Origin of the sequence: Streptomyces sp. NPDC014656 (assembly GCF_043084305.1) — a bacterium.
Taxonomy (GTDB): domain Bacteria; phylum Actinomycetota; class Actinomycetes; order Streptomycetales; family Streptomycetaceae; genus Streptomyces.
This window is the reverse complement of sequence record NZ_JBIBZN010000003.1, coordinates 635,164-654,572: the sequence shown is the minus strand read 5'-3', so window position 1 is coordinate 654,572 and position 19,409 is coordinate 635,164. Positions and strand designations below refer to the sequence as shown.

Annotated in this window: 10 protein-coding genes and 2 pseudogenes; 4 read left to right on the top strand and 8 right to left on the bottom strand. The window is 74.2% G+C overall.

Going from position 1 to position 19,409, the window contains the following annotated elements; all coding sequences use genetic code 11:
- Positions 1-8: 8 nt before the first annotated feature.
- Genes ACF1ED_RS10225 through ACF1ED_RS10195 form a run of 7 tightly spaced genes read right to left on the bottom strand, consistent with a single transcriptional unit; the run spans position 9 to position 8,706 of the window.
- A complete protein-coding gene (locus ACF1ED_RS10225) occupies positions 9-1,151 on the bottom strand; it encodes a sugar phosphate nucleotidyltransferase (protein ID WP_391758543.1) in 1,143 nt (380 codons plus the stop codon).
- Positions 1,144-3,285 (bottom strand): glycosyltransferase, encoded by a 2,142-nt coding sequence (locus tag ACF1ED_RS10220; protein WP_391758541.1) that lies wholly within the window; start codon positions 3,283-3,285, stop codon positions 1,144-1,146. The genes ACF1ED_RS10225 and ACF1ED_RS10220 overlap by 8 nt, the downstream gene beginning before the upstream one ends.
- A 1-nt stretch (position 3,286) precedes the next feature.
- A complete protein-coding gene (locus tag ACF1ED_RS10215; RefSeq protein ID WP_391758539.1) occupies positions 3,287-4,780 on the bottom strand; it encodes a hypothetical protein in 1,494 nt (497 codons plus the stop codon).
- A gap of 8 nt (positions 4,781-4,788) precedes the next feature.
- Complete coding sequence (locus ACF1ED_RS10210) at positions 4,789-5,589, bottom strand: ABC transporter permease (protein ID WP_250734394.1); 801 nt, start codon at positions 5,587-5,589, stop codon at positions 4,789-4,791.
- Entirely contained in the window at positions 5,586-6,401 is an 816-nt protein-coding gene (locus ACF1ED_RS10205; protein WP_391758536.1) for an ABC transporter permease, read from the bottom strand. The genes ACF1ED_RS10210 and ACF1ED_RS10205 overlap by 4 nt, the downstream gene beginning before the upstream one ends.
- Positions 6,398-7,420: an ATP-binding cassette domain-containing protein gene (locus ACF1ED_RS10200; protein WP_391758534.1), complete on the bottom strand. Its 1,023-nt coding sequence runs from the start codon at positions 7,418-7,420 to the stop codon at positions 6,398-6,400. Before ACF1ED_RS10200 ends, ACF1ED_RS10205 begins: the two co-directional genes overlap by 4 nt.
- Positions 7,417-8,706: an aspartate aminotransferase family protein gene (locus tag ACF1ED_RS10195; RefSeq protein ID WP_391758532.1), complete on the bottom strand. Its 1,290-nt coding sequence runs from the start codon at positions 8,704-8,706 to the stop codon at positions 7,417-7,419. The genes ACF1ED_RS10200 and ACF1ED_RS10195 overlap by 4 nt, the downstream gene beginning before the upstream one ends.
- 251 nt (positions 8,707-8,957) lie before the next feature.
- Here ACF1ED_RS10195 and ACF1ED_RS10190 point away from each other — a divergent pair, with 251 nt between their 5' ends.
- The 4 genes and pseudogenes from ACF1ED_RS10190 to ACF1ED_RS10175 form a co-directional block, all read left to right on the top strand.
- Complete coding sequence (locus ACF1ED_RS10190) at positions 8,958-10,022, top strand: glucose-1-phosphate thymidylyltransferase (RefSeq protein WP_391758530.1); 1,065 nt, start codon at positions 8,958-8,960, stop codon at positions 10,020-10,022.
- Positions 10,019-10,999 (top strand): dTDP-glucose 4,6-dehydratase, encoded by a 981-nt coding sequence (gene rfbB / locus ACF1ED_RS10185; protein ID WP_391758528.1) that lies wholly within the window; start codon positions 10,019-10,021, stop codon positions 10,997-10,999. The genes ACF1ED_RS10190 and rfbB overlap by 4 nt, the downstream gene beginning before the upstream one ends.
- A gap of 88 nt (positions 11,000-11,087) precedes the next feature.
- Positions 11,088-14,147 (top strand): annotated as a pseudogene (locus ACF1ED_RS10180) (alpha-amylase family glycosyl hydrolase); the annotation flags it as partial.
- 116 nt (positions 14,148-14,263) lie between these two features.
- Positions 14,264-17,308 (top strand): annotated as a pseudogene (locus tag ACF1ED_RS10175) (alpha-amylase family glycosyl hydrolase); the annotation flags it as partial.
- Between the two features lie 87 nt (positions 17,309-17,395).
- On the opposite strand, the gene ACF1ED_RS10170 reads toward ACF1ED_RS10175, so the two are convergent.
- Complete coding sequence (locus tag ACF1ED_RS10170) at positions 17,396-19,408, bottom strand: radical SAM/SPASM domain-containing protein (protein WP_391758526.1); 2,013 nt, start codon at positions 19,406-19,408, stop codon at positions 17,396-17,398.
- Position 19,409: the final 1 nt, after the last annotated feature.

Genomic DNA, 19,409 nt, shown 5'->3' with positions numbered 1-19,409 from the left:
GGGGCTCCTCAGCGTGCCGCGGACGGCATCGGTTCGACGTGCTGGACGAAGCCGTCCTCCAGGACGACCGCGGAGTCGATGTCGGCCCCGTCGGGCACCACCGCGCCGGGCAGCACCACGCTGCGCCGCACCCGGGCGCCCGCCCCGATCCGCGCCCCGGGGAAGACGACGCTCTCCTCGACCAGGCCCCGGTTGGCCAGGCCCATCGGCACCATCGAGCGGTGCACCCCGGGCGCCCGGTCGACCAGGCCGCGGGAGACGCCGGGGGCGAGGGTGCGCGGCAGCGCCGTCACCGGGAGCGTCGCGTCCGGGCGGGTCATCGCGAGGTGGGCGCGGTGGTAGCGCTCCACCGTGCCGATGTCCTCCCAGTGGCCCTCGACCCGGTGGCCGAGGATCCGCTCCCCGCCGGCGAGCATGGCGGGGATGACGTCCCGGCTGATGTCGTGCTGCCAGCCGGTGCCGTCCAGGTCGTCCAGGTAGCGCCGCAGCACGGTCGCGTCGAAGACGCAGAAGGCGGCGAACACCAGGTCGGACGTGGGGTGTTCGGGCTTCTCGACGAAGGAGGTGAGCCGCTCCTCGCGGTCGAGGCCGACCATGCCGAAGAGGTGGACGTACCGCGGGTCGATCCGCTGGTAGGCGACGGTCAGAGCGGCCCGCCGCTCGACGTGGCGCCGGATCAGGGGCCGGTAGTCGAAGCGGTACACGTGGTCGGCGTGGAGCACCAGCACGTGCTCGGTGCGCGGGCCGAAGACGTGGTCGGCCTTGCGGATCAGGGCGTCGGCCGTGCCGCGCTCCAGCGGCCAGGTCCGTTCGGGAAGCTCCTCGGGCAGGCCGGTGCCGGCCGCGCGGTAAGCGGCGTCGTACGGGCCGAAGTGGACGCGGAAGCCGGGCGCGACGCCGTTCCACACCGTGTGCAGGTCGTCCATGAGGAGCCGCTCCTCGTACTGCGAGAGCAGCAGCACCTCGGCCAGACCGGAGTCGCGGGCGTTGGCCAGGCTGAAGTCGACCAGCCGGCAGGCGCCGCCGTACGGCACCAGGGGCTTCAGCCGGCCGGCGCCGAGCCGGCCCATCCGCTCGCCGCGCCCGCCGGCCAGCAGCACGGTCCGGACCCCGGCGGCGGAGTCCCGCGCGGAGGTGGGGTGGTCAGCCATGTCGTACCTCGTCCCAGGCGATCCGCCCGTTCGACAGCGTCAGGAGGAGCCGGGCGGCGGGATCCCCCGCCGGTCCGGCGCCGGTGAACTCGCCGGGGGCGGTCCGGGTCCACTCGGTGACCCGTGCCTCCCCGCGGCCCCCCTCGTCCCGGGGGCCCGGGACGACCAGCTCGACCCGCTCGGCGTGCCCGAGGCGGTAGACCAGCCCCGCCCCGCCCGGCCGGCAGCGCCCGCGCAGCGGCGCGGTCCGCTCCGCCGGCACCGCGCCGGGGGCGCGCGCCAGGACCTCCTCGCAGGTCGCGAAGTCGGCCCGCGCCCAGGCCGCGTCGAAGAACCGCAGCGCCAGGGGGGCGGTGAGCGGCCCGAGGCGTCCGGCGGCGTCGAGGTCCCCGGCGGCGACGGCCGCCGCCAGCACCTCGTCCGGCCGCTCCTTCCACACCGCGTCCGGCAGCAGCCCGAACCAGCCGTGCCGCAGCGCCGCTTCGACGGCCGGCTCGGGAGGGGTCCCGCGCCACAGCTCCCGGAACACCTCCAGGTGCAGGTCGGCGACGTGGTCCCAGGTGAAGGCGCGGGCCACCGCGCGGGCCCGGGCGGACAGCGTCCGGTACTCCCCGGGCCGCTCCCGGTACAGGCGGACGGCCTGCCGCAGCCGGTCGGCGAGCGCGTCGACGAGCAGGGCGTCGTCCTCGGCGAAGGAGCGGTTGACGGCGAAGCCGGTCCGTCCGTCGCCCTCGTCGGCGTGCCCGAAGTGCGCCATGCCCCACTGGGCGGTGGCGATGGGCACCGCCCCGCAGGCCATCGCCTCGCCCTGCGCGATGAGGAAGGTGTCCATCTCGAACTTGGACGGGAAGACGCAGAAGTCGGCGGCGGAGGCGAGCGCGAAGACCCGCTCCTCGCCGACCCGCTCCCACTCCAGGTGGATCCGGCCCCGGTGCCGGGCGACGACCTCGTGGACGTACGGGTCGTCGATGCCGGTGCCGGAGATGCAGCGCAGCACGAAGTTGGCGTCCAGTCCCTCGGACAGCACCCGGTCGACCGCGCGGAAGAGCTCGACCTGCCCCTTGTGGTGCACCGCGTAGCGGGCGTTGTGGAAGAAGGTGGGCAGCGCCGGGTCCAGGCCGAGACCGGAGAGCACCGCCGTCCGGTCCACCGCGTCCGGATCGCCCGCCAGCCAGGCGTCGGAGACGGCGCAGCCGCCGACGAACTGCTTGTGGGCGTTGCGCCGGACCGTCTCCGCGACCGGCAGCGCGGCGAACAGCTCCTCGAAGGGCGTGTCCCGGAAGCCGTTGGAGAAGTCCCGCTGGCCCTCGCAGAGGAAGTCGATCCGGTCGGAGTGGTCCGCGACCAGGCCGTAGACGGTGAGGTGGTCCTCCGGGTACTCGTAGTGCAGGTGCGTCCGGGTCTGGTACTGGCGCTGGGCCTCGCGCACCCCGGCCGGCGGGGCGGGCGGCTCCGCCGGTGGCGGCGGGGCGCCGAGCAGGGCGAGCAGCCGGCGGACCTCGGGTCCGTACACTTTCTTGGTGATCGGCATGTTGCTCTGCACGGTCGTCACCACGCTCTTCAGCGGGTCTCCGGCGAGCGCGGCCGGCAGCAGGTAGTGGTAGTACGGCTCGTGGGCGTGGACGACCGCCCGCTCGCCGCCGAACCAGCCGCGCAGGAAGCGGACGCTCTCCACCTGGAAGACCAGCGGCTTGAAGAAGGTGAGGTCGCGGCCCTTCGCCGCGTACGGCGGGTAGAAGGTGTCCGGGAGCCGGTCCAGGTAGTCGTTCGACAGGAAGTAGAGGTCGACGCCCTCCAGCCGGATCCGGTGGGCCGTGGTGCGCAGCTCCACCGGAACCTCGGCGGGGAAGCCGCGCCACACCTCGGGGTCGAGCACCAGGGGGAGGGTGTGGACGTCCTCGTAGGGCAGGTCCTCCACGGCGTGGCGGCGGCGCAGGTCGTCGAGGCGGCCGTGCGCCGGGGTCACGATGGAGACCCGGTGGCCCTTGCGGGCGAAGGCGCGCGAGATGTTCCAGAGGTAGACCGAGGTGCCGCCCTGGAGGAAGGTGTGGTCGAATCCGCAGCATTCGAAGTAGGTCTCGATGATGTGCAGGGGGCCGTCGGGGGCGTCGGGGCCATCGGGGGCGTCACTCACGTCAGTTCCTCGTGGTGAGAGTGCGGGTGCGGTGGGTGGGACGGCCCAGGGCCGTCGCGTGGCGCAGGTCGATGGCCGCGTGGTAGGGCCGGGCGTGCGCGAAGTTGTAGTCGAGCTCGTGCAGCAGGCGGCGCAGGTGCAGCAGCCTGCGCAGCTCCTCGCCGCCGTGCTCCGCCGTCGTCCCCGAGGGGCCGAGCAGCAGCCGGGCGACCTCCCGCCGCCACGCGTCGGCGGTCGCGAAGACGAGGAGCAGCGGGGGCCGTTCGCGCGGGGCCAGCCCGGCGCCGCCGTCGAGCGAGGCGAGCATGGTCCGGGTGGGGTCCACCCCGAGGAGCCGGGCGGCGTGGTCGGCGGCCTCGTCGGCGGAGAAGTACTCCAGGGCGCGGCCGAGCGCCACCAGGTCCTCCAGCGGCGACTGCTCCGCCCAGCCCGCCTCGCCCGGGCCGGTGCTGGGGGTGGAGATGTCGATGACCCGCGGCGGGTCGGCGAACAGGTGCGACAGGTGCAGGTCGCCGTGGCAGGGCCCGGCGGGGCGCGGTGCCGCGGAGGCCGCGAACGCGGCCCGCAGCAGGGCGGCCTCCTCGCCGAGCGCCCGGAAGGCGCCGTCGAGGACCGCGGCGGGCAGGACCGCCTCGTCCCGGCCGCGGGCGGCCAGGGCGGCGATCCGCGCCTCGGCGGCGTCGAGCGCCCGCTCCACCGGGTACGCGGCGGGCGGCGCGCCCCCGCCGAGCCGGGACCGCAGCTCCTCGTGGAAGGAGCCGAGGAACTCCCGGGCGGCGGTGAGCGTGCCGGCGAGCGGCGCGAGGTGCGCGCGCACCAGCGCGTCGAGGGCGGCGGGGCCCGCCGGTCCGGCCGGTCCTGCGGCGGCGAGCTCCGGCCACAGGGCGCGCAGGTTCGCGCGGAGCGGGGCGTCCATGCCCGAGCCCGGGGTGTACGCGTACACCACCCCGAGCGGCAGCGGCGGGCCGCCGCCGGGCGGGACGTAGGAGTAGTCGCCGAACCAGCGGGGCGTGTGGCCGCTGCCGTCCATCAGGCGCAGCAGCTCCGGCTCGCGCACCTCCGGGCCGAGGGTCCGGTACGTCTTGTGCAGGTGGGGCCGGCCGTCGAGGTCGAGCAGGGAGAGCGAGTTCGAGGACCATCCGCGGTCGAAGGGGCGGACCCGGACCGCGCGGGGGGCGGGGCCGGAGCCGCGGAAGGCGACGTGTCCGCCGCGGGCGGTGGGGATCCGGGCGCCCGCCGCGGCGAGCCGGACGCACGCCCGGTCGAAGTCCTCGGTGCCGGGCGCCTCGGAGGGGCGCCCCCGGGCGTCCGCGCGGACGGGGACGAGGAACCGCCGGCCGTGCGCCGGTCCGCCGACGGCGGCGGTCACGACGAGCCGGAGTCCGTCGCCGAGGTCGGCCTCGTCGGCCACCTCGTGGCGGTCGGCCCGGCGGCCGTCCTCCGGCAGCCAGGCGGCGGCGCGCAGCAGTTCGCGGATCTGGGTGGCGCTGGTCACGCGGTTCGTCAACTCCCGGTCATCTCGTATCGGGCCAGGCCGCGGCGCCACAGCGCCAGCGCGGCGAGGAGGGAAAGGCCGGTCACCACCGGCAGCCACCGGAGGAGTCCGGTGTCGCCGTGCAGCAGGTAGACGGCGGGGGCGTACGACGTGAAGGCGAAGGGCAGCACCCAGGTCAGGAGGGTGCGCAGGGAGGCGTGGTAGAGGTCCAGCGGGTAGCCCGCGAACTCGGAGACCTGGGTGACCGTCTGGAGCGCCGGCATGCTCGTCACCGTCCAGAAGGACAGCGAGGCGAAGAACAGCTTCACGGAGGCGTGGATCAGCGCCCCGGCCAGCACCAGCAGCGGGGCCAGGGCCCACTGGACGGCGGTGGGGTCGAGCCCGAGCTCGGAGCCGCTCCACAGCACCAGGAAGAGGCCCACGGCGAGTTCGCCGATCCCGTCGGGGTGGAAGAAGCGCTCCGACAGGAGGGCGAAGAGCGGGTCCACCGGGCGGATCAGGTAGCGGTAGAACTCGCCGCGCTGGATCAGCTTGCGGCTCAGCTCCCACAGCTGGTCGGTGAAGAGGTGGTCGAGTCCGCGCGACAGCAGCGCGCAGCCGAGGAGGAAGAGCACCTGGTGGTAGGACCAGCCGGCGACGGCCGGGACGTGGCTGAAGACCACGCCGACCGCGACCGTCTGGAGGCCGACCCGGATCAGGAACGCCCCGGAGCCGAGGAGGAAGTCGAGCCGGTAGGCGGCGAGCCGGTGCAGCCCGACCCCGCCGAGGAAGAGCGCCAGCCGCAGCCGGCCGCCGGGCGTGCGGCTCATCCGCCGAGCACCTCCAGCCGGGAGACGGCCGTCCGCCAGAGCGCGGCGCACAGCAGGACGAGCCCGGCGGTCCAGGCCAGCTGGTGGCCGAGGACGGCGGCCGCGCCCGCGGCCCCCTCGTACCGGCCGAGGAGCAGGGTGAGCGGCCCGTCGGCCATGGCCCGGAAGGGCAGCGCCATCGCGAGGGCGTGCAGCGGGCCGGGGAGCAGGGCCAGCGGCACCGTCTGCCCGGCGAAGAAGGCGACGATGCCCTGCTTGGCCATCCGCACGCCCCAGGTGTTGGTGGTGACGAAGCCGGCCATGCCGGTCAGCAGGTTCACGCAGAAGGCGATGAGCACCGACAGCACGGCGGACGGCAGGAACAGCAGGACGTCCGCCGGGGCCGGCGCGGTCAGCGGGACGAGGGCGGCGAACAGGACCAGGAGCGGCACCCCGACCAGGACGGCGTTGGCGGCGATCACCGGCAGGCAGGCGGCGAACCGGACCAGCGGGTAGGCGACCGGGCGGACCAGCGTCACCGCGATGTCGCCCCGGTAGACCTCGGCGGCGACCTCGTCGTCCACCCGGTTGGTGTGCACCACCGCCAGCACCTGCGCCACCACGAGGTAGGTGGTGATGCTCGCCGGGGTGAAGCCGCCGGGGCCGGGTCCCGGGGAGTCCGCGTACACCGCCCGCCACAGGAAGACGGTGACGGCCGCGCCGGCCGCCGCGGTGATCCCCGTGACGAGGAAGGTCGAGCGGTACTGGAGCAGGGACTGCAGCCCGCTGGTGGCGAAGGGCAGGTAGCTGCCGGGGCGGAGGGCCGCTCTCATCGGCCGCCGCCGTCCCGCGCGGCGGGCACGCCGCCCCGGTAGACCTGCCGGAGCACCGTCTCCAGGTCGGGCTCGGGGGCGTAGCAGTCGGCCAGTTCGAACCGGTCCAGGAGGAAGCCGAGGACCTGGCGCGAGGTGAAGGCGTCGGCCGGGTAGTCGACCCGGATCCGGCCCTCCGGGGTGACGGCGGCGGTGGCGCCGGGCAGTCCGGCCTCGATGCCGTCGACGGCGGCCCGGGGGCCGGGGCCGCCCCGGTGGTCGAAGACGACGGAGCGCCGGTCGGCCCGGCGCAGCAGGTCGTGGAGGGTGCCCTCGTGCACGACCCGGCCGCCGTCGACGACGAGCGCGTCGTCGCAGATGGCGGCGATGTCGGACAGGTCGTGGCTGGTGAGCAGCACGGTGGTGCCGCGTTCGGCGTTGGCCCGGTTCACCAGCTCCCGGACCGCCTCCTTGAGGACCATGTCGAGGCCGATGGTCGGTTCGTCCCAGAAGACGACCGCCGGGTCGTGCAGCAGGCTCGCGGCGATCTCGGCGCGCATCCGCTGGCCGAGGCTCAACTGGCGCACGGGGGTGGTGCCGAGGGCGTCGATGTCGAGCAGTTCGCGGTAGAGCGCGAGGTTCCGCCCGTACACCGCGTCGGGTATCTCGTAGATCCGGCGCAGGATCTGGAAGGAGTCGGGCACCGACAGGTCCCACCACAGCTGGCTGCGCTGTCCGAAGACCACGCCGATCGCGCGGGCGTTCTCGCGCCGGCGCCGGTAGGGCTCGACGCCGTTCACCAGGCAGCGGCCCGAGGTGGGCGTCATGATGCCGGTGAGCATCTTGATGGTGGTGGACTTGCCGGCGCCGTTGGCGCCGATGTAGGCGGTCTTCGAACCGGCGCGCAGCGCGAAGGAGATGCCGTCGACGGCGCGCACGGTGCGGTACTCGCGGGTGAGCAGGGTGGAGAGGCTGCCGAGCAGACCGGGGCGCCGTTCGGCGATCCGGAAGTCCTTGGTGAGTCCTTCGGCGACGATCACGCGGTCACCCGCCCGATGGCCTCGCCGAGGATGCGGGCCCCCTCGTCGAGCAGCCGCTCGTCCAGGGTGAAGGGCGGCGCGAGCCGGATGACGTGTCCGCCGACGGCGGTGCGCAGTCCCAGGTCGAGGGCGGTGGTGTAGACGGCGCGGGCGATCTCGGGGGCGGGGGTGCGGCTCGCCCGGTCGCGGACGAACTCCAGTCCGTGCAGGAGGCCGAGGCCCCGGACGTCGCCGAGCACCTCGTAGCGGCCGTGGAGTGCGGCGAGGTGCGCGCCGAGCCGGTCGCCGAGGACCCGCACCCGGTCCAGGAGCCGGTCGCGGGCGACGACCTCCAGGGTGGCGCGGGCGGCGGCGATCCCCAGCGGGTTGCCGGCGTAGGTGGAGGCGTAGGCGCCGGGCGGGGCGGCCTCGGGGCGGTGCAGCAGGTCGTGCCGGCCGGCCAGCACGGCGAAGGGGAAGCCGTTGGCCATGCCCTTGGAGAGGGCGACCAGGTCCGGTTCCACGCCGACGAGTTCGGAGGCGAGGAAGGCGCCGGTGCGGCCGCCGCCGGTGGCGACCTCGTCGGCGACGAGCAGCACGCCGTTCTCCCGGCAGGCCGCCGAGATCCGCTCCCAGTAGCCGGGCGGCGGGACGATCACGCCGGCGGCTCCGAGGACCGGTTCGAAGACCAGCGCGGAGACGTTCGGCTTGGTGGCGATGTGCCGGGTGACGAGGTCGGCGCAGCGGATGCCGCAGGTGGGGCGCTCCAGTTCCAGGGGGCAGCGGTAGCAGTACGGGGCGTAGCCCAGCACGCTGTTGCCGGCGAAGGACTGGTGGCCGACGTCCCAGTGGACGAGCATCCGGGCGCCCATGGTCTTGCCGTGGAAGCCGTGCCGGAGCGCGCCGATCCGGTTGCGGCCGGGCGGGGCGGTGGACTGCACGACCCGCAGCGCCGCCTCGACCACCTCGGCGCCGGTGGAGAACAGCGCGTAGGTGTCGAGGTGTTCGGGCAGCAGCCGGGCCAGCAGCTCGAAGAACTCGGCCCGTTCGGGGGTGGAGCTGTCGTGGACGTTCCACAGCCGGCCGGCCTGCCGGGTGAGGGCCGCCACCACCTCGGGGTGGGAGTGACCCAGCGACTGGGTGAGCGTGCCGGCGGCGAAGTCCAGGTACTGGTTGCCGTCGAGATCGGTGAGGACGGCGCCGCGGCCCTCGGCGAAGACCCGCCGGGCGAGGGCGGCCTCCTCCGATTGGCCGGGCGCCCGATGCCGCGCCTCCCTGGCCAGCGCTTCTCGCTGGTGATCTGCCACCGGAGCTCCCAAGGGTCGAGCGAACTGACGCGGGTTTTCCGCCAGTTGACCGAGCGATTGATCGTTTCGAGGTGCGAGTGAAGCATTTGCCGCCACCTTTCAGCAAGAGATTGCAGAAACTTTCAGACATGCCTTGCAGTCGGTGCGGAAGCTCTGCTTGAGTCGCCGTGCGACCGCCGACACACACCTCGAACGCGAGGAGGGACCGTGCACAGACACCCCAAGGCCGCACCCGACCGAAGGCAGCCGATGTGAAGGCCCTGGTCCTGGCCGGTGGGACCGGCAGCCGACTGCGCCCCTTCACCCACACCGGGACCAAGCAGCTCCTGCCGATCGCCAACAAACCGGTGCTCTTCTACGCCCTGGAGTCCATCGCCGCCGCCGGCGTCCGCGACGTCGGACTCGTCGTGGGCTCCTACGCCGACGACATCCGCCGCGCCGTCGGCGACGGGCGCGCCTTCGGGCTCGACGTCACCTACGTCCGCCAGGACCGGGCGCTCGGACTGGCCCACGCCGTGGCCGTCGCCCGCGACTTCCTCGCCGACGAGGACTTCCTGCTCCACCTCGGGGACAACTACCTCGACGGCGGCGTCGCCGGCTTCACCGCCCGCGCCGCCGCCGAGCCCGCCGCGGCCAGGCTGCTCGTCACCGCCGTGCCCGACCCCAGCGCCTTCGGCGTCGCCGAGGTCGGCCCGGACGGCCGGGTGCTGCGGGTCGAGGAGAAGCCCGACCGCCCGCGCAGCGACCTCGCCCTCATCGGCGTGTACGCCTTCGGGCCCGCCGTCCACGAGGCGGTCGCCGCCATCCGGCCCTCGGCCCGGGGCGAACTGGAACTCACCCACGCCGTCCAGTGGCTCGTCGAGACCGGGCACGACGTCCGCGCCGACGTCACCACCTCCGTGTGGCGCGACACCGGCAGCGTCGACGACATGCTGGAGGCCAACCGGCACGTCCTCGACGGCCTGCCCGGACGGCTCGACGGCAAGATCGACCCCGACAGCGCCGTCGTGGGCCGCGTCCGCCTCGGCGAGGGCGCCGTCGTCCGGGGCTCCCGCATCACCGGCCCCGTCGTCATCGGCCCCGGCTCCGTCATCAGCGACGCCGTGATCGGCCCCTACACCTCGATCGGCGCCAACTGCCGGGTCCACGACAGCTCCATCGAGGGCTCCGTCCTCCTCGACGGCGCCGACGTCGACCGGGCCGGCCGCATCGAACGCTCCTTCATCGGGCGGGACGCCGTCGTGACGGCCCCCCGCCACCCCCACGCCCACCGCCTCGTGCTGGGCGACCACAGCAAGGTGCACCTCCACCCATGACCCGACGCGTCCTCGTCACCGGCGGGGCCGGCTTCATCGGCTCGGCCCACGTCCTGCGCCTCCTCGGCCCCGAAGGGCCCCCCGACGTCTCCGTGACGGTCCTCGACGACCTCACCTACGCGGGCAGCACCGCCCACCTCGCCCCGGTCCTCGACGACCCCCGCCTCCGCTTCGTCCGCGGCGACGTCGCCGACCCCGCCCTCGTCGACGGCCTCGTGCCGGGCCACGACGACCTCGTCCACTTCGCCGCCGAGTCCCACGTCGACCGGTCCATCGCGGACGGCTCGCCCTTCGTCCGCACCAATGTCCTCGGCACCCAGACCCTCCTCGACGCGGCCGTCCGGCACCACGTCCGCACCTTCGTCCAGATCTCCACCGACGAGGTGTACGGCTCGATCGCCACCGGCGCCGCCCGCGAGGACGACGCGCCGCGCCCCAGCTCTCCGTACGCCGCCTCCAAGGCGGCCGCCGACCTGATGGCGCTGGCCTACCACACCACCCACGGCCTGGACGTCCGCGTCACCCGCTGCTCCAACAACTTCGGCCCGCGCCAGCACCCCGAGAAGCTCGTCCCGCGCTTCGTCACCGCCCTGCTGTCCGGGCAGGACGTGCCCCTGTACGGCGACGGCTCGCAGATCCGCGACTGGCTCCACGTGGAGGACCACGTGACCGCCGTGGAACTGGTCCGCACCGGCGGACGCCCCGGCCGCGTCTACAACGTCGGCGGCGGCACGTCCCTCACCAACCTGGAGCTGACCGGCTGGCTGCTCGCCCTCTGCGGAGCCGGCCCCGAGCGGATCGCCCGGGTCGCCGACCGCAAGGGCCACGACCTGCGGTACGCCGTCGACGACACCCGCATCCGGCGCGAACTGGGCTACCGCCCCCGCGCCGTCTTCGCCGACGCCCTCGCCGACACGGTCCGCTGGTACGCGGCCCGGCACGCGTCCGCGACCGGGCCCGTCCCCGCGCACCCCTGACCCCGCCCCCGCCCCCGCGCCCGTCCCTCCGCCCGACGCGCTCCGAAGGAGCAGTACACCCGTGACCGGAATCGTCCGGCGCTCCGCCATGTCCCTGGCGGCCGCCCTGCTGACGACGGCCCTCGTCCCCGCCGCCTCGACGGCCTCCCCGCCGCCCGCGCCGCCCGCACCGCCCCCGGACCGGGCGCTCGCCGCCCAGCCCGCCCGGCACGACCTGACCCGCGAGCAGTTCTACCTGGTCCTGCCGGACCGCTTCGCCAACGGCGACCGGACCAACGACCGCGGCGGACTGACCGGCACCCGCCTGGAGACCGGGTACGACCCCACCGACAAGAAGTTCTTCCAGGGCGGCGACCTCAAGGGCCTCACCCGGCGCCTGGACTACATCAAGGGCCTCGGCACCACCGCCCTCTGGATGGCCCCGGTCTTCACCAACATCCCCGTCCAGGACCGCGACGGCGGCAAGGACCCGAGCGCCGGCTACCACGGCTACTGGATCACCGACTTCACCCGGGTCGACCCGCACTTCGGCACCAACGACGACCTGAGGAAGCTCATCGAGGCCGCCCACGCCAAGGGCATGAAGGTCTTCTTCGACGTCATCACCAACCACACCGCCGACACCGTCGACTACGCCGAGAAGGAGTACGGCTACCGCCCCGAGGGCGCCTACCCCTACCTCGACGAGGACGGCCGCCCCTTCGACGACACCACCGCCGTGCCCGAGGTGGACACCGGCTCCTTCCCGTACACCCCGGTCGTCGAAGGACCCGCCAAGGTCCCCGGCTGGCTGAACGACCCGACGATGTACCACAACCGGGGCGACTCCACCTTCGTCGGCGAGAGCGGCCTCAACGGCGACTTCTTCGGCCACGACGACCTGTGGACCGAACGCCCCGAGGTCGTCGAGGGCATGAAGGACATCTACCGGACCTGGGCCCACGACTTCGGCATCGACGGCTTCCGCGTGGACACCGCCAAGAACGTCAACATGGAGTTCTGGACCGAGTGGGCCACCGCGCTCGACGCCTACGCCGCGACCCAGGGCCGCGAGGACTTCTTCATGTTCGCCGAGGCGTTCTCCGCCGACGCCGCCGTCACCGCCCCGTACGTCACCGAGGGCCGCCTCGACGCCACCCTCGACTTCCCGCTCCAGGCCGCGCTGCGCAACTACGCCTCGCGCGGCGGACCCGCCGGCGACCTCGCCCACGTCCTCGCCCAGGACCACCGCTACACCACCGGCAAGGCCAACGCCTACGAGCAGGTCACCTTCCTCGGCAGCCACGACATGGGCCGCATCGGCACCTTCCTGAAGCAGGACAACCCCGGCGCGAGCGACGCCGAACTCGTCCGCCGCGACCGCCTCGCCCACGAACTGCTGCTCCTCACCCGGGGCAACCCCGTCGTCTACGCGGGCGACGAACAGGGCTTCACCGGCGCCGGCGGCGACTCCGACAGCCGCCAGACCCTCTTCGCCTCCCGGGTCCCCGACTACCTCGACGACGACCTGCTCGGCACCGACCGCACCCACGCCGACGACGCCTACGACACGGGCCACCCCCTCTACCGGGCCGTCTCCCGTCTCTCCCGCCTCACCAAGGAGCACCCCGCGCTCCGCGACGGCGTCCAGATCCAGCGCCACGTCGCCGACGGGACCGGCGTCTACGCCTTCTCCCGGGTCGACCCCGAGCGCCGCACCGAGTACCTCGTCGCCGTCAACAACGCCGAGGAACCCCGCACCGCCACCGTCCCCACCGGCGCCGCCCGCCGGGAACTGCGGCCCCTGTACGGCACCGACCGCCCGGCCCGCAGCGGCGGCGACGGCACCGTGACCCTTACCGTGCCCGCCCTGTCCGCGGTCGTCCTCCAGGCCCGCACCCCCCTGCCCCGGAGCGCGAAGGCCCCCGCCGTGCGCCTCACCGCGCCCCCGGCCGGCGCCACCGGCACCGTCGGGATCGACGCCACCGTCTCCGGCGACCCGCTGGCCCGGGTGGTCTTCGCCGCCCAGACCGGCGACGGCCCCTGGCAGACCCTCGGCTCCGCCGACCACGCCCCGTACCGGGTCACCCACCACATCCCCGCCACCGTCCCCGCCGGCACCCCGCTCCGCTACAAGGCGGTCGCCGTCGACGGCACCGGCCGCACCGCGTCCGCCCTCGCCGCCACCACCGCGGGCGACACCCCGCCGCCCGTCCGGCCCAGGGCCGAACGCAAGCACGTCGTCGTCCACCACCAGCGCCCCGACGGCGACTACGACGGGCTGCGGCTGCGCAGCGGGGACACCACCGCCGCGTTCGCCGGCCGCGACGCCTACGGCGCCTTCGCCTGGATCGCCCCGCCCGAGGACGGCACCGCCCTCTCCTTCACGGTCGAGAAGGACGGCGTCCCCGACGGCCCCGCCCGCGCCCTCGACGTCACCGCCGCCGGAGAGGTGTGGACCCGGCAGGGCAGCCCCCTCGTCGACGCCACCCGCCCCGCCGGCGCGCGGGCGCCCCAGGACCCGGCGAAGGCGGTCGTCCACTACCACCGCCCCGACGGCGACTACGAGGGCTGGGGCCTGCACGCCTGGACCGGCGCCGCCCGCCCGCCCGAGTGGAACGACCCCATCGCGCCCGTCCGCCAGGACGCCTTCGGCCTGGTCTTCGAGGTCGACCTCACCGAGGGCGCCGGCTCGCTCAGCTACATCCTCCACAAGAAGGAGCAGAAGGACGTACCCGGCGACGAGGTCCTCGACTTCCGCCTCCACGGCAAGGAGGTCTGGCGCCTCGCCGGAGACCCCGCCTATCTCTCGCCCTCCCTCGCCGGGGCCTTCCCGCTCGACCTCGGCCGCCAGGACGCCGTCTGGCTCGACGACACCACCGTCGTCTGGCGCGGCACCGGCACCGGCGTCGCCAGCCAGCAGCTCGTGTACGCCCCCGAGGGCGGCATCGCGATCCGGGACGGCGCCCTCACCGACGAGGGCCGGTGGCTGCGCCTGCTCCCCACCGCCCTCACCGGGGAACAGCGCGCCGCCCACCCCGAGTACGCCGAGCGGCAGGCCTTCGCCCTCGACCCCCGCGACCTCGACCGAGCCGCCGAGGCCCGCACGGGACAGCTGATCGCCACCCAGCGCGCCGCCGACGGCGCCCTGTTGGGCGCGACCGGCGTCCACCGCCTCCCGCACTGACCCACCGCCACTCTGGAAGGGACCCAGACGTGCACCAGACCCCCCTGACGACCCCCCGCCGGGCCGCCCGCGTCGGCATCGCCACCGCGGTCGCCCTCATGGCGACCGCGGTCACCGGCCCCGCCCCGGCCTCCGCCGGCCACCGCACCCCGCCGCCCCCGTCGGACCGGACGCTCGCCGCCCAGCCCGCCCGCCACGACCTGACCCGCGAGCAGTTCTACTTCGTGCTCCCGGACCGCTTCGCCAACGGCGACCGGACCAACGACCGCGGCGGACTCACCGGCACCCGCCTGGAGACCGGGTACGACCCCACCGACAAGGGCTTCTACCAGGGCGGCGACCTCAAGGGCCTCACGCGGCGCCTGGACTACATCAAGGGCCTCGGCACCACCGCCATCTGGATGGCCCCGATCTTCGAGAACAAGCCCGTGCAGGGCGTCGGCAAGGACGCCTCGGCCGGCTACCACGGCTACTGGATCACCGACTTCACCCGGGTCGACCCGCACTTCGGCACCAACGACGACCTCAAGAAGCTCATCGAGGCCGCCCACGCCAAGGGCATGAAGGTCTTCTTCGACGTCATCACCAACCACACCGCCGACGTCATCCGCTCCGGCGAGAACCGTTACGCCTACCGGAGCAAGGGCGCCTACCCGTACCTCGACGCCACCGGCCGCCCCTTCGACGACAGCCGCGTGCCGGCCGCCGTGGACGCCGACGGCCTCCCGTACACCCCGCTCGTCGCCGACGCCGAGCAGGGCGCCAAGAAGCCCGCCTGGCTCAACGACCCGACCATGTACCACAACCGCGGCGACTCCACCTTCGTCGGCGAGAGCGGCCTCTACGGCGACCACACCGGACTCGACGACCTGTGGACCGAACGCCCCGAGGTCGTGCGCGGCCTGGCCGAGATCTACCAGACGTGGGTCCGCGACTTCGGCATCGACGGCTTCCGCGTCGACACCGTGAAGAACGTCGACATGGCGTTCTGGACGCAGTGGGCCACCGCCCTCGACGCCTACGCCAAGAAGCAGGGCCGCGAGGACTTCCTCATCTTCGGCGAGGTCCTCTCCTCCGACCCCGCCGTCACCGCCCCCTACGTCACCCAGGGCCGGCTCGACGCCACCCTCGACTTCCCCCTCCAGCAGGCCGTCCGCGACGTCGCCTCGCTCGGCCGCCCGGCCTCCGCGCTCGCCGACGTCTTCGCCGAGGACTACCGCTACACCACCGACAAGGCCAACGCCTACGAGCAGGTCACCTTCCTCGGCAACCACGACATGGGCCGCTTCGGAGCCTTCCTGAAGCAGGACAACCCGAACGCCTCCGACGCCGAACTCGTCCGCCGCGCCACGCTCGCCAACGAGCTGATGTTCCTCTCCCGCGGCAACCCGGTGGTCTACGCGGGCGACGAGCAGGGCTTCACCGGCGCCGGCGGCGACAAGGACGCCCGCCAGACCCTCTTCGCCTCCAGGGTGCCCGACTACCTCGACGACGACCTGCTCGGCACCGACCGCACCCACGCCGACGACGCCTACGACACGAACCACCCCCTCTACCGGTCCATCGCCGCCTTGTCGAAGCTCACCCGCGAACACCCCGCGCTCCGCGACGGCGTCCAGATCCAGCGCCACACCGACACCACCGGCGCCGGCGTCCACGCCACCTCCCGCGTCGACCCGGAGCGGCGCACCGAGTACCTGGTCGCGGTCAACAACGCCACCACGGAGAAGACCGTCACCCTCACCACCGGCACCTCCCGGGCCCGCTTCGCCCCGCTCCACGGAACCTCCCGCACCGTCCGCAGCGGCTCCGACCGCCGCATCACGCTCACCGTGCCCGCCCTCTCCTCCGTCGTCCTCAAGGCCGGCCGCCCCCTCGACGCCCCGCACACCGCCCCCGCCGTCCGCCTCACCGCCCCCGCCGCGGGCGCCACCGGCACCGTCGAGATCGGCGCCGACCCCACGGCCGGCGAGCTGAGCCGGGTGGTCTTCGCCGCCCAGGTCGGCAACGGCCCCTGGCGGACCCTCGGCACCGCCGACCACGCCCCCCACAAGGTCACCCAGCACCTGCCCGCCGGTCTGCCGGAGGGCACGGCGCTGCGCTACAAGGCCGTCGTCGTCGACGCCCGCGGCCGCACCGCGAGCACCACCGCCACCACCACCTCCGGCAGGCCGCCCGCCCCCACCCGCCCCAGCGCCTTCGAACGCGGCTACGCCGTGGTCCACTACCGGCGCGAGGACGCGGAGTACGACGGCTGGACCCTGAACACCCCCGGCGGGCGGTCCGCCTTCACCGGCCGGGACGCCTACGGCGCCTTCGCCTGGGTGAAGGTCGAGCCCGGCACCACCGCCGTCACCTACACCGTCGAGAAGGACGGGACCACCGACGGCGCCGCCCGCACGGTCGAGCTGAACCGCACCGGCGAGGTCTGGATCGAACAGGGCGCGGCCGGACAGACCGAGACCGTCCCGGCCGGCGCCTACCCGCCGCAGGACGAGCGCAAGGCCGTCATCCACTACCACCGCCCGGACGGCGACCACGAGGGCTGGGGCCTGCACACCTGGACCGGCGCCGCCCGGCCCACCGACTGGTCCAAGCCGCTCGCCCCGGTCCGCACCGACGCCTACGGCGCCGTCTACGAGGTGCCGCTCGCCGAGGGCGCCACCACGCTCAGCTACATCGTCCACCGGGGCGACGAGAAGGACCTCCCCGCCGACCGCTCCCTGGACTTCGGCACCCACGGCAAGGAGGTGTGGCTCGTCGGCGGCGCCACCGACTACGTCCTGCCGAGCATCCGCACCACCCCCGACCTCGACCTCTCCCGCTCCGAGGCGCGCTGGCTCGACGCCACCACCCTCGTCTGGGACGTCAAGCCCACCGGCTCCACCAGCCAGCAGCTCGTGTACGCCCCCGAGGGCGGCATCGCGATCCGGGACGGCGCCCTCACCGACGAGGGCCGGTGGCTGCGCCTGCTGCCCACCGCCCTCACCGGGGAACAGCGCGCCGCCCACCCGGAGGCGGCCGGCCGCCAGGTCTTCACCGTCGACCCCCGTGATCGCGACCGGATCGCCGGGGCACTCGGCGGCCAGCTGATCGCCACCCAGCGGAACACCGCCGGGGCCCTCCTCACCGCCACCGGCGTGACCGGCACCCCGGCCGGCTGACCCCGCCCACGACACGGCCGCGCCCCCCGGACCGCACGGTCCGGGGGGCGCGGCCGTACTCCGCCGTCAGCCCAGGGACAAGGGCCGCGCGACGCCGCGCAGTTCGGCCCCGCGCCGGCGGATCCGGGCGGGATCGCGCAGCTCGCGCGTCAGCAGGAGGGCGGCGAGCTCCTCCTCGGGGAACTCCCCGCGCAGCGCGCGCACCGTGTCGATCAGGGCCGCGACGGCCGGGGCGTCCCCGGCCGGCGCGGTGTCCAGGAGGCGGTCGAGCGGGCCGTCCGGCGTCGGGGCCGGCGGCTCGCCGCGCAGCGCGCCCGCCGCGCCGTCCGGGAGCAGCGCCGCGTAGGCCGCGAGCTCCTCCTCGGGGGCGAGCAGCAGCAGGTGCTTGGCGAGCAGACCGGCCTCGGGGAACGGCTCGGCCGAGGCGAGCGGGGCCAGCTCCCCGGGCGGCAGGGCGAGGACGCACCCGGCGTGCAGCAGGATCTCGCGCACCCGGCCGGACTCCGGCGCCTCGGGCAGCAGGGCCGCCGTCGCGGCGAGGAAGCGGGCCACGGTCGCGTCGGCGTCGCGGGTGTCGAGCGCCCCGCCGCCCCGGGCGTAGCGCCCGAGGTACGCCCGCCACCAGGCGAGCTGCACCGCGTACACCCGGCCGACCAGCTCCTCGTGCTCCTTCCGGGGGAGCTGGCCCCGGTCGGCGAGGGTGCCGAGCAGCGGGAGCAGCTCGCGGTAGAGCAGCCGGACCCAGGTGTGCGGGGAGCGCTGGACGCCCCAGCACTGCTCGCCGGCGTGGTCGGCGAGGACCTCCTCGACCGAGGTCTCCCCGGCGGCGAAGTCGGTGCGGATCCCGGTGCCCGTGACGTCGAAGCGGTACAGGTGGTGCTCCGTCAGCGGGTCCCGGAAGGGCGGGAGCTCCGCGTCGATGAAGCGCTCCAGGGCGGCGAACCCGGCCAGCAGCGGAGCGGGTTCGACCACGAGCCGGGGATGGAGCGGGTTGACGAAGCGGGTCTTCAGCTTGGCGATCTCCTCGGACAGCGCCTGGTAGAGGAAGACCTTGTCGAAGCGGTAGCTGAACGACAGTCCCACGTACGGGAAGACGGTGCAGCCGCGGCACTCCGGCCGGAAGCCGACCTCCTCGTCCCGCACCCGCAGGAACTCCTCGTCCCGCACCAGTTCGGCCAGCGGCCGCTCCCAGGTGACCGAGTTGTCGAAGGCGTGGTAGCAGGGCAGGACGAGCCGCCCGTCCGGACCGACCGTCAGGATCCGCTTGTTGGCGTAGCACTGCGTCGGCGCCGAGGGGTCCTGCGTCTCCACGTACTTCCGGAAGTGCAGGTTGACCAGGGCGAACGGGGCGTGCAGCAGCCCGAGGAGCAGGTCGGGTATGGAGCCGTCGTCCGGTCCGGGCGCCGCCCGTTCGGGCGCGCAGCCGCCGGCCGGGCGTCCGTTCTGCTCCACCAGCTTCAGCTTCCGGGCGGTGCGGTTGACGTCCCGGACGGTGTCCTGCTCGTCGAAGTACTCGAACATGGTGGAGAAGTAGACGGTCACCCGGTTCTCCTGCGCGAAGCGCAGCAGGTCGGGCACCTCGTCCACGTTCTCCCGGGTGACCACGCAGATCAGCTTCAGGTGCCCGCCGTCGCCGGAGGCGACGATGGAGCGGATCACGTCGAGCGCCCGGTCGAGCGTCGGCACGCCCCGGATGGCCCGGTAGCGCTCCGGGCGCAGGGTGTCCAGGGAGACGTTCATGGTGTCGACGTGCGGCACGATCGCGTCGATGTGCTTCGCGAAGCGGATGCCGTTGCTGGTGAGCTCGACCGTCATGCCGAGCTTTTTCGCGTACTGCACGATGCCGTCGATGTGCGGGTGCAGCACCGGCTCGCCGCCGGTGAAGTCGACGTATCGGACGCCGAGCGCGTGGAGTTCGTCGAGGATCCGGCGGCCCTGCTCCAGGGTGAGTTCGTCGTACCCCTTGAACTTGTCGTCCTGCCAGACGTTGCAGTAGCCGCACAGCGAGTTGCAGCGGAAGGTGATGTAGAAACGGGCCGACTCGAACGAGCCCGCCGGCGGCGCGCCGGTGGTGGTCACA

Bases quoted from the DNA above. Each gene is read 5' to 3' on its own strand.
- ACF1ED_RS10225 (WP_391758543.1), bottom strand. From the start codon at position 1,151: ATGGCTGACCACCCCACCTCCGCGCGGGACTCCGCCGCCGGGGTCCGG.
- ACF1ED_RS10210 (WP_250734394.1), bottom strand. From the start codon at position 5,589: ATGAGCCGCACGCCCGGCGGCCGGCTGCGGCTGGCGCTCTTCCTCGGC.
- ACF1ED_RS10205 (WP_391758536.1), bottom strand. From the start codon at position 6,401: ATGAGAGCGGCCCTCCGCCCCGGCAGCTACCTGCCCTTCGCCACCAGC.
- rfbB (WP_391758528.1), top strand. From the start codon at position 10,019: ATGACCCGACGCGTCCTCGTCACCGGCGGGGCCGGCTTCATCGGCTCG.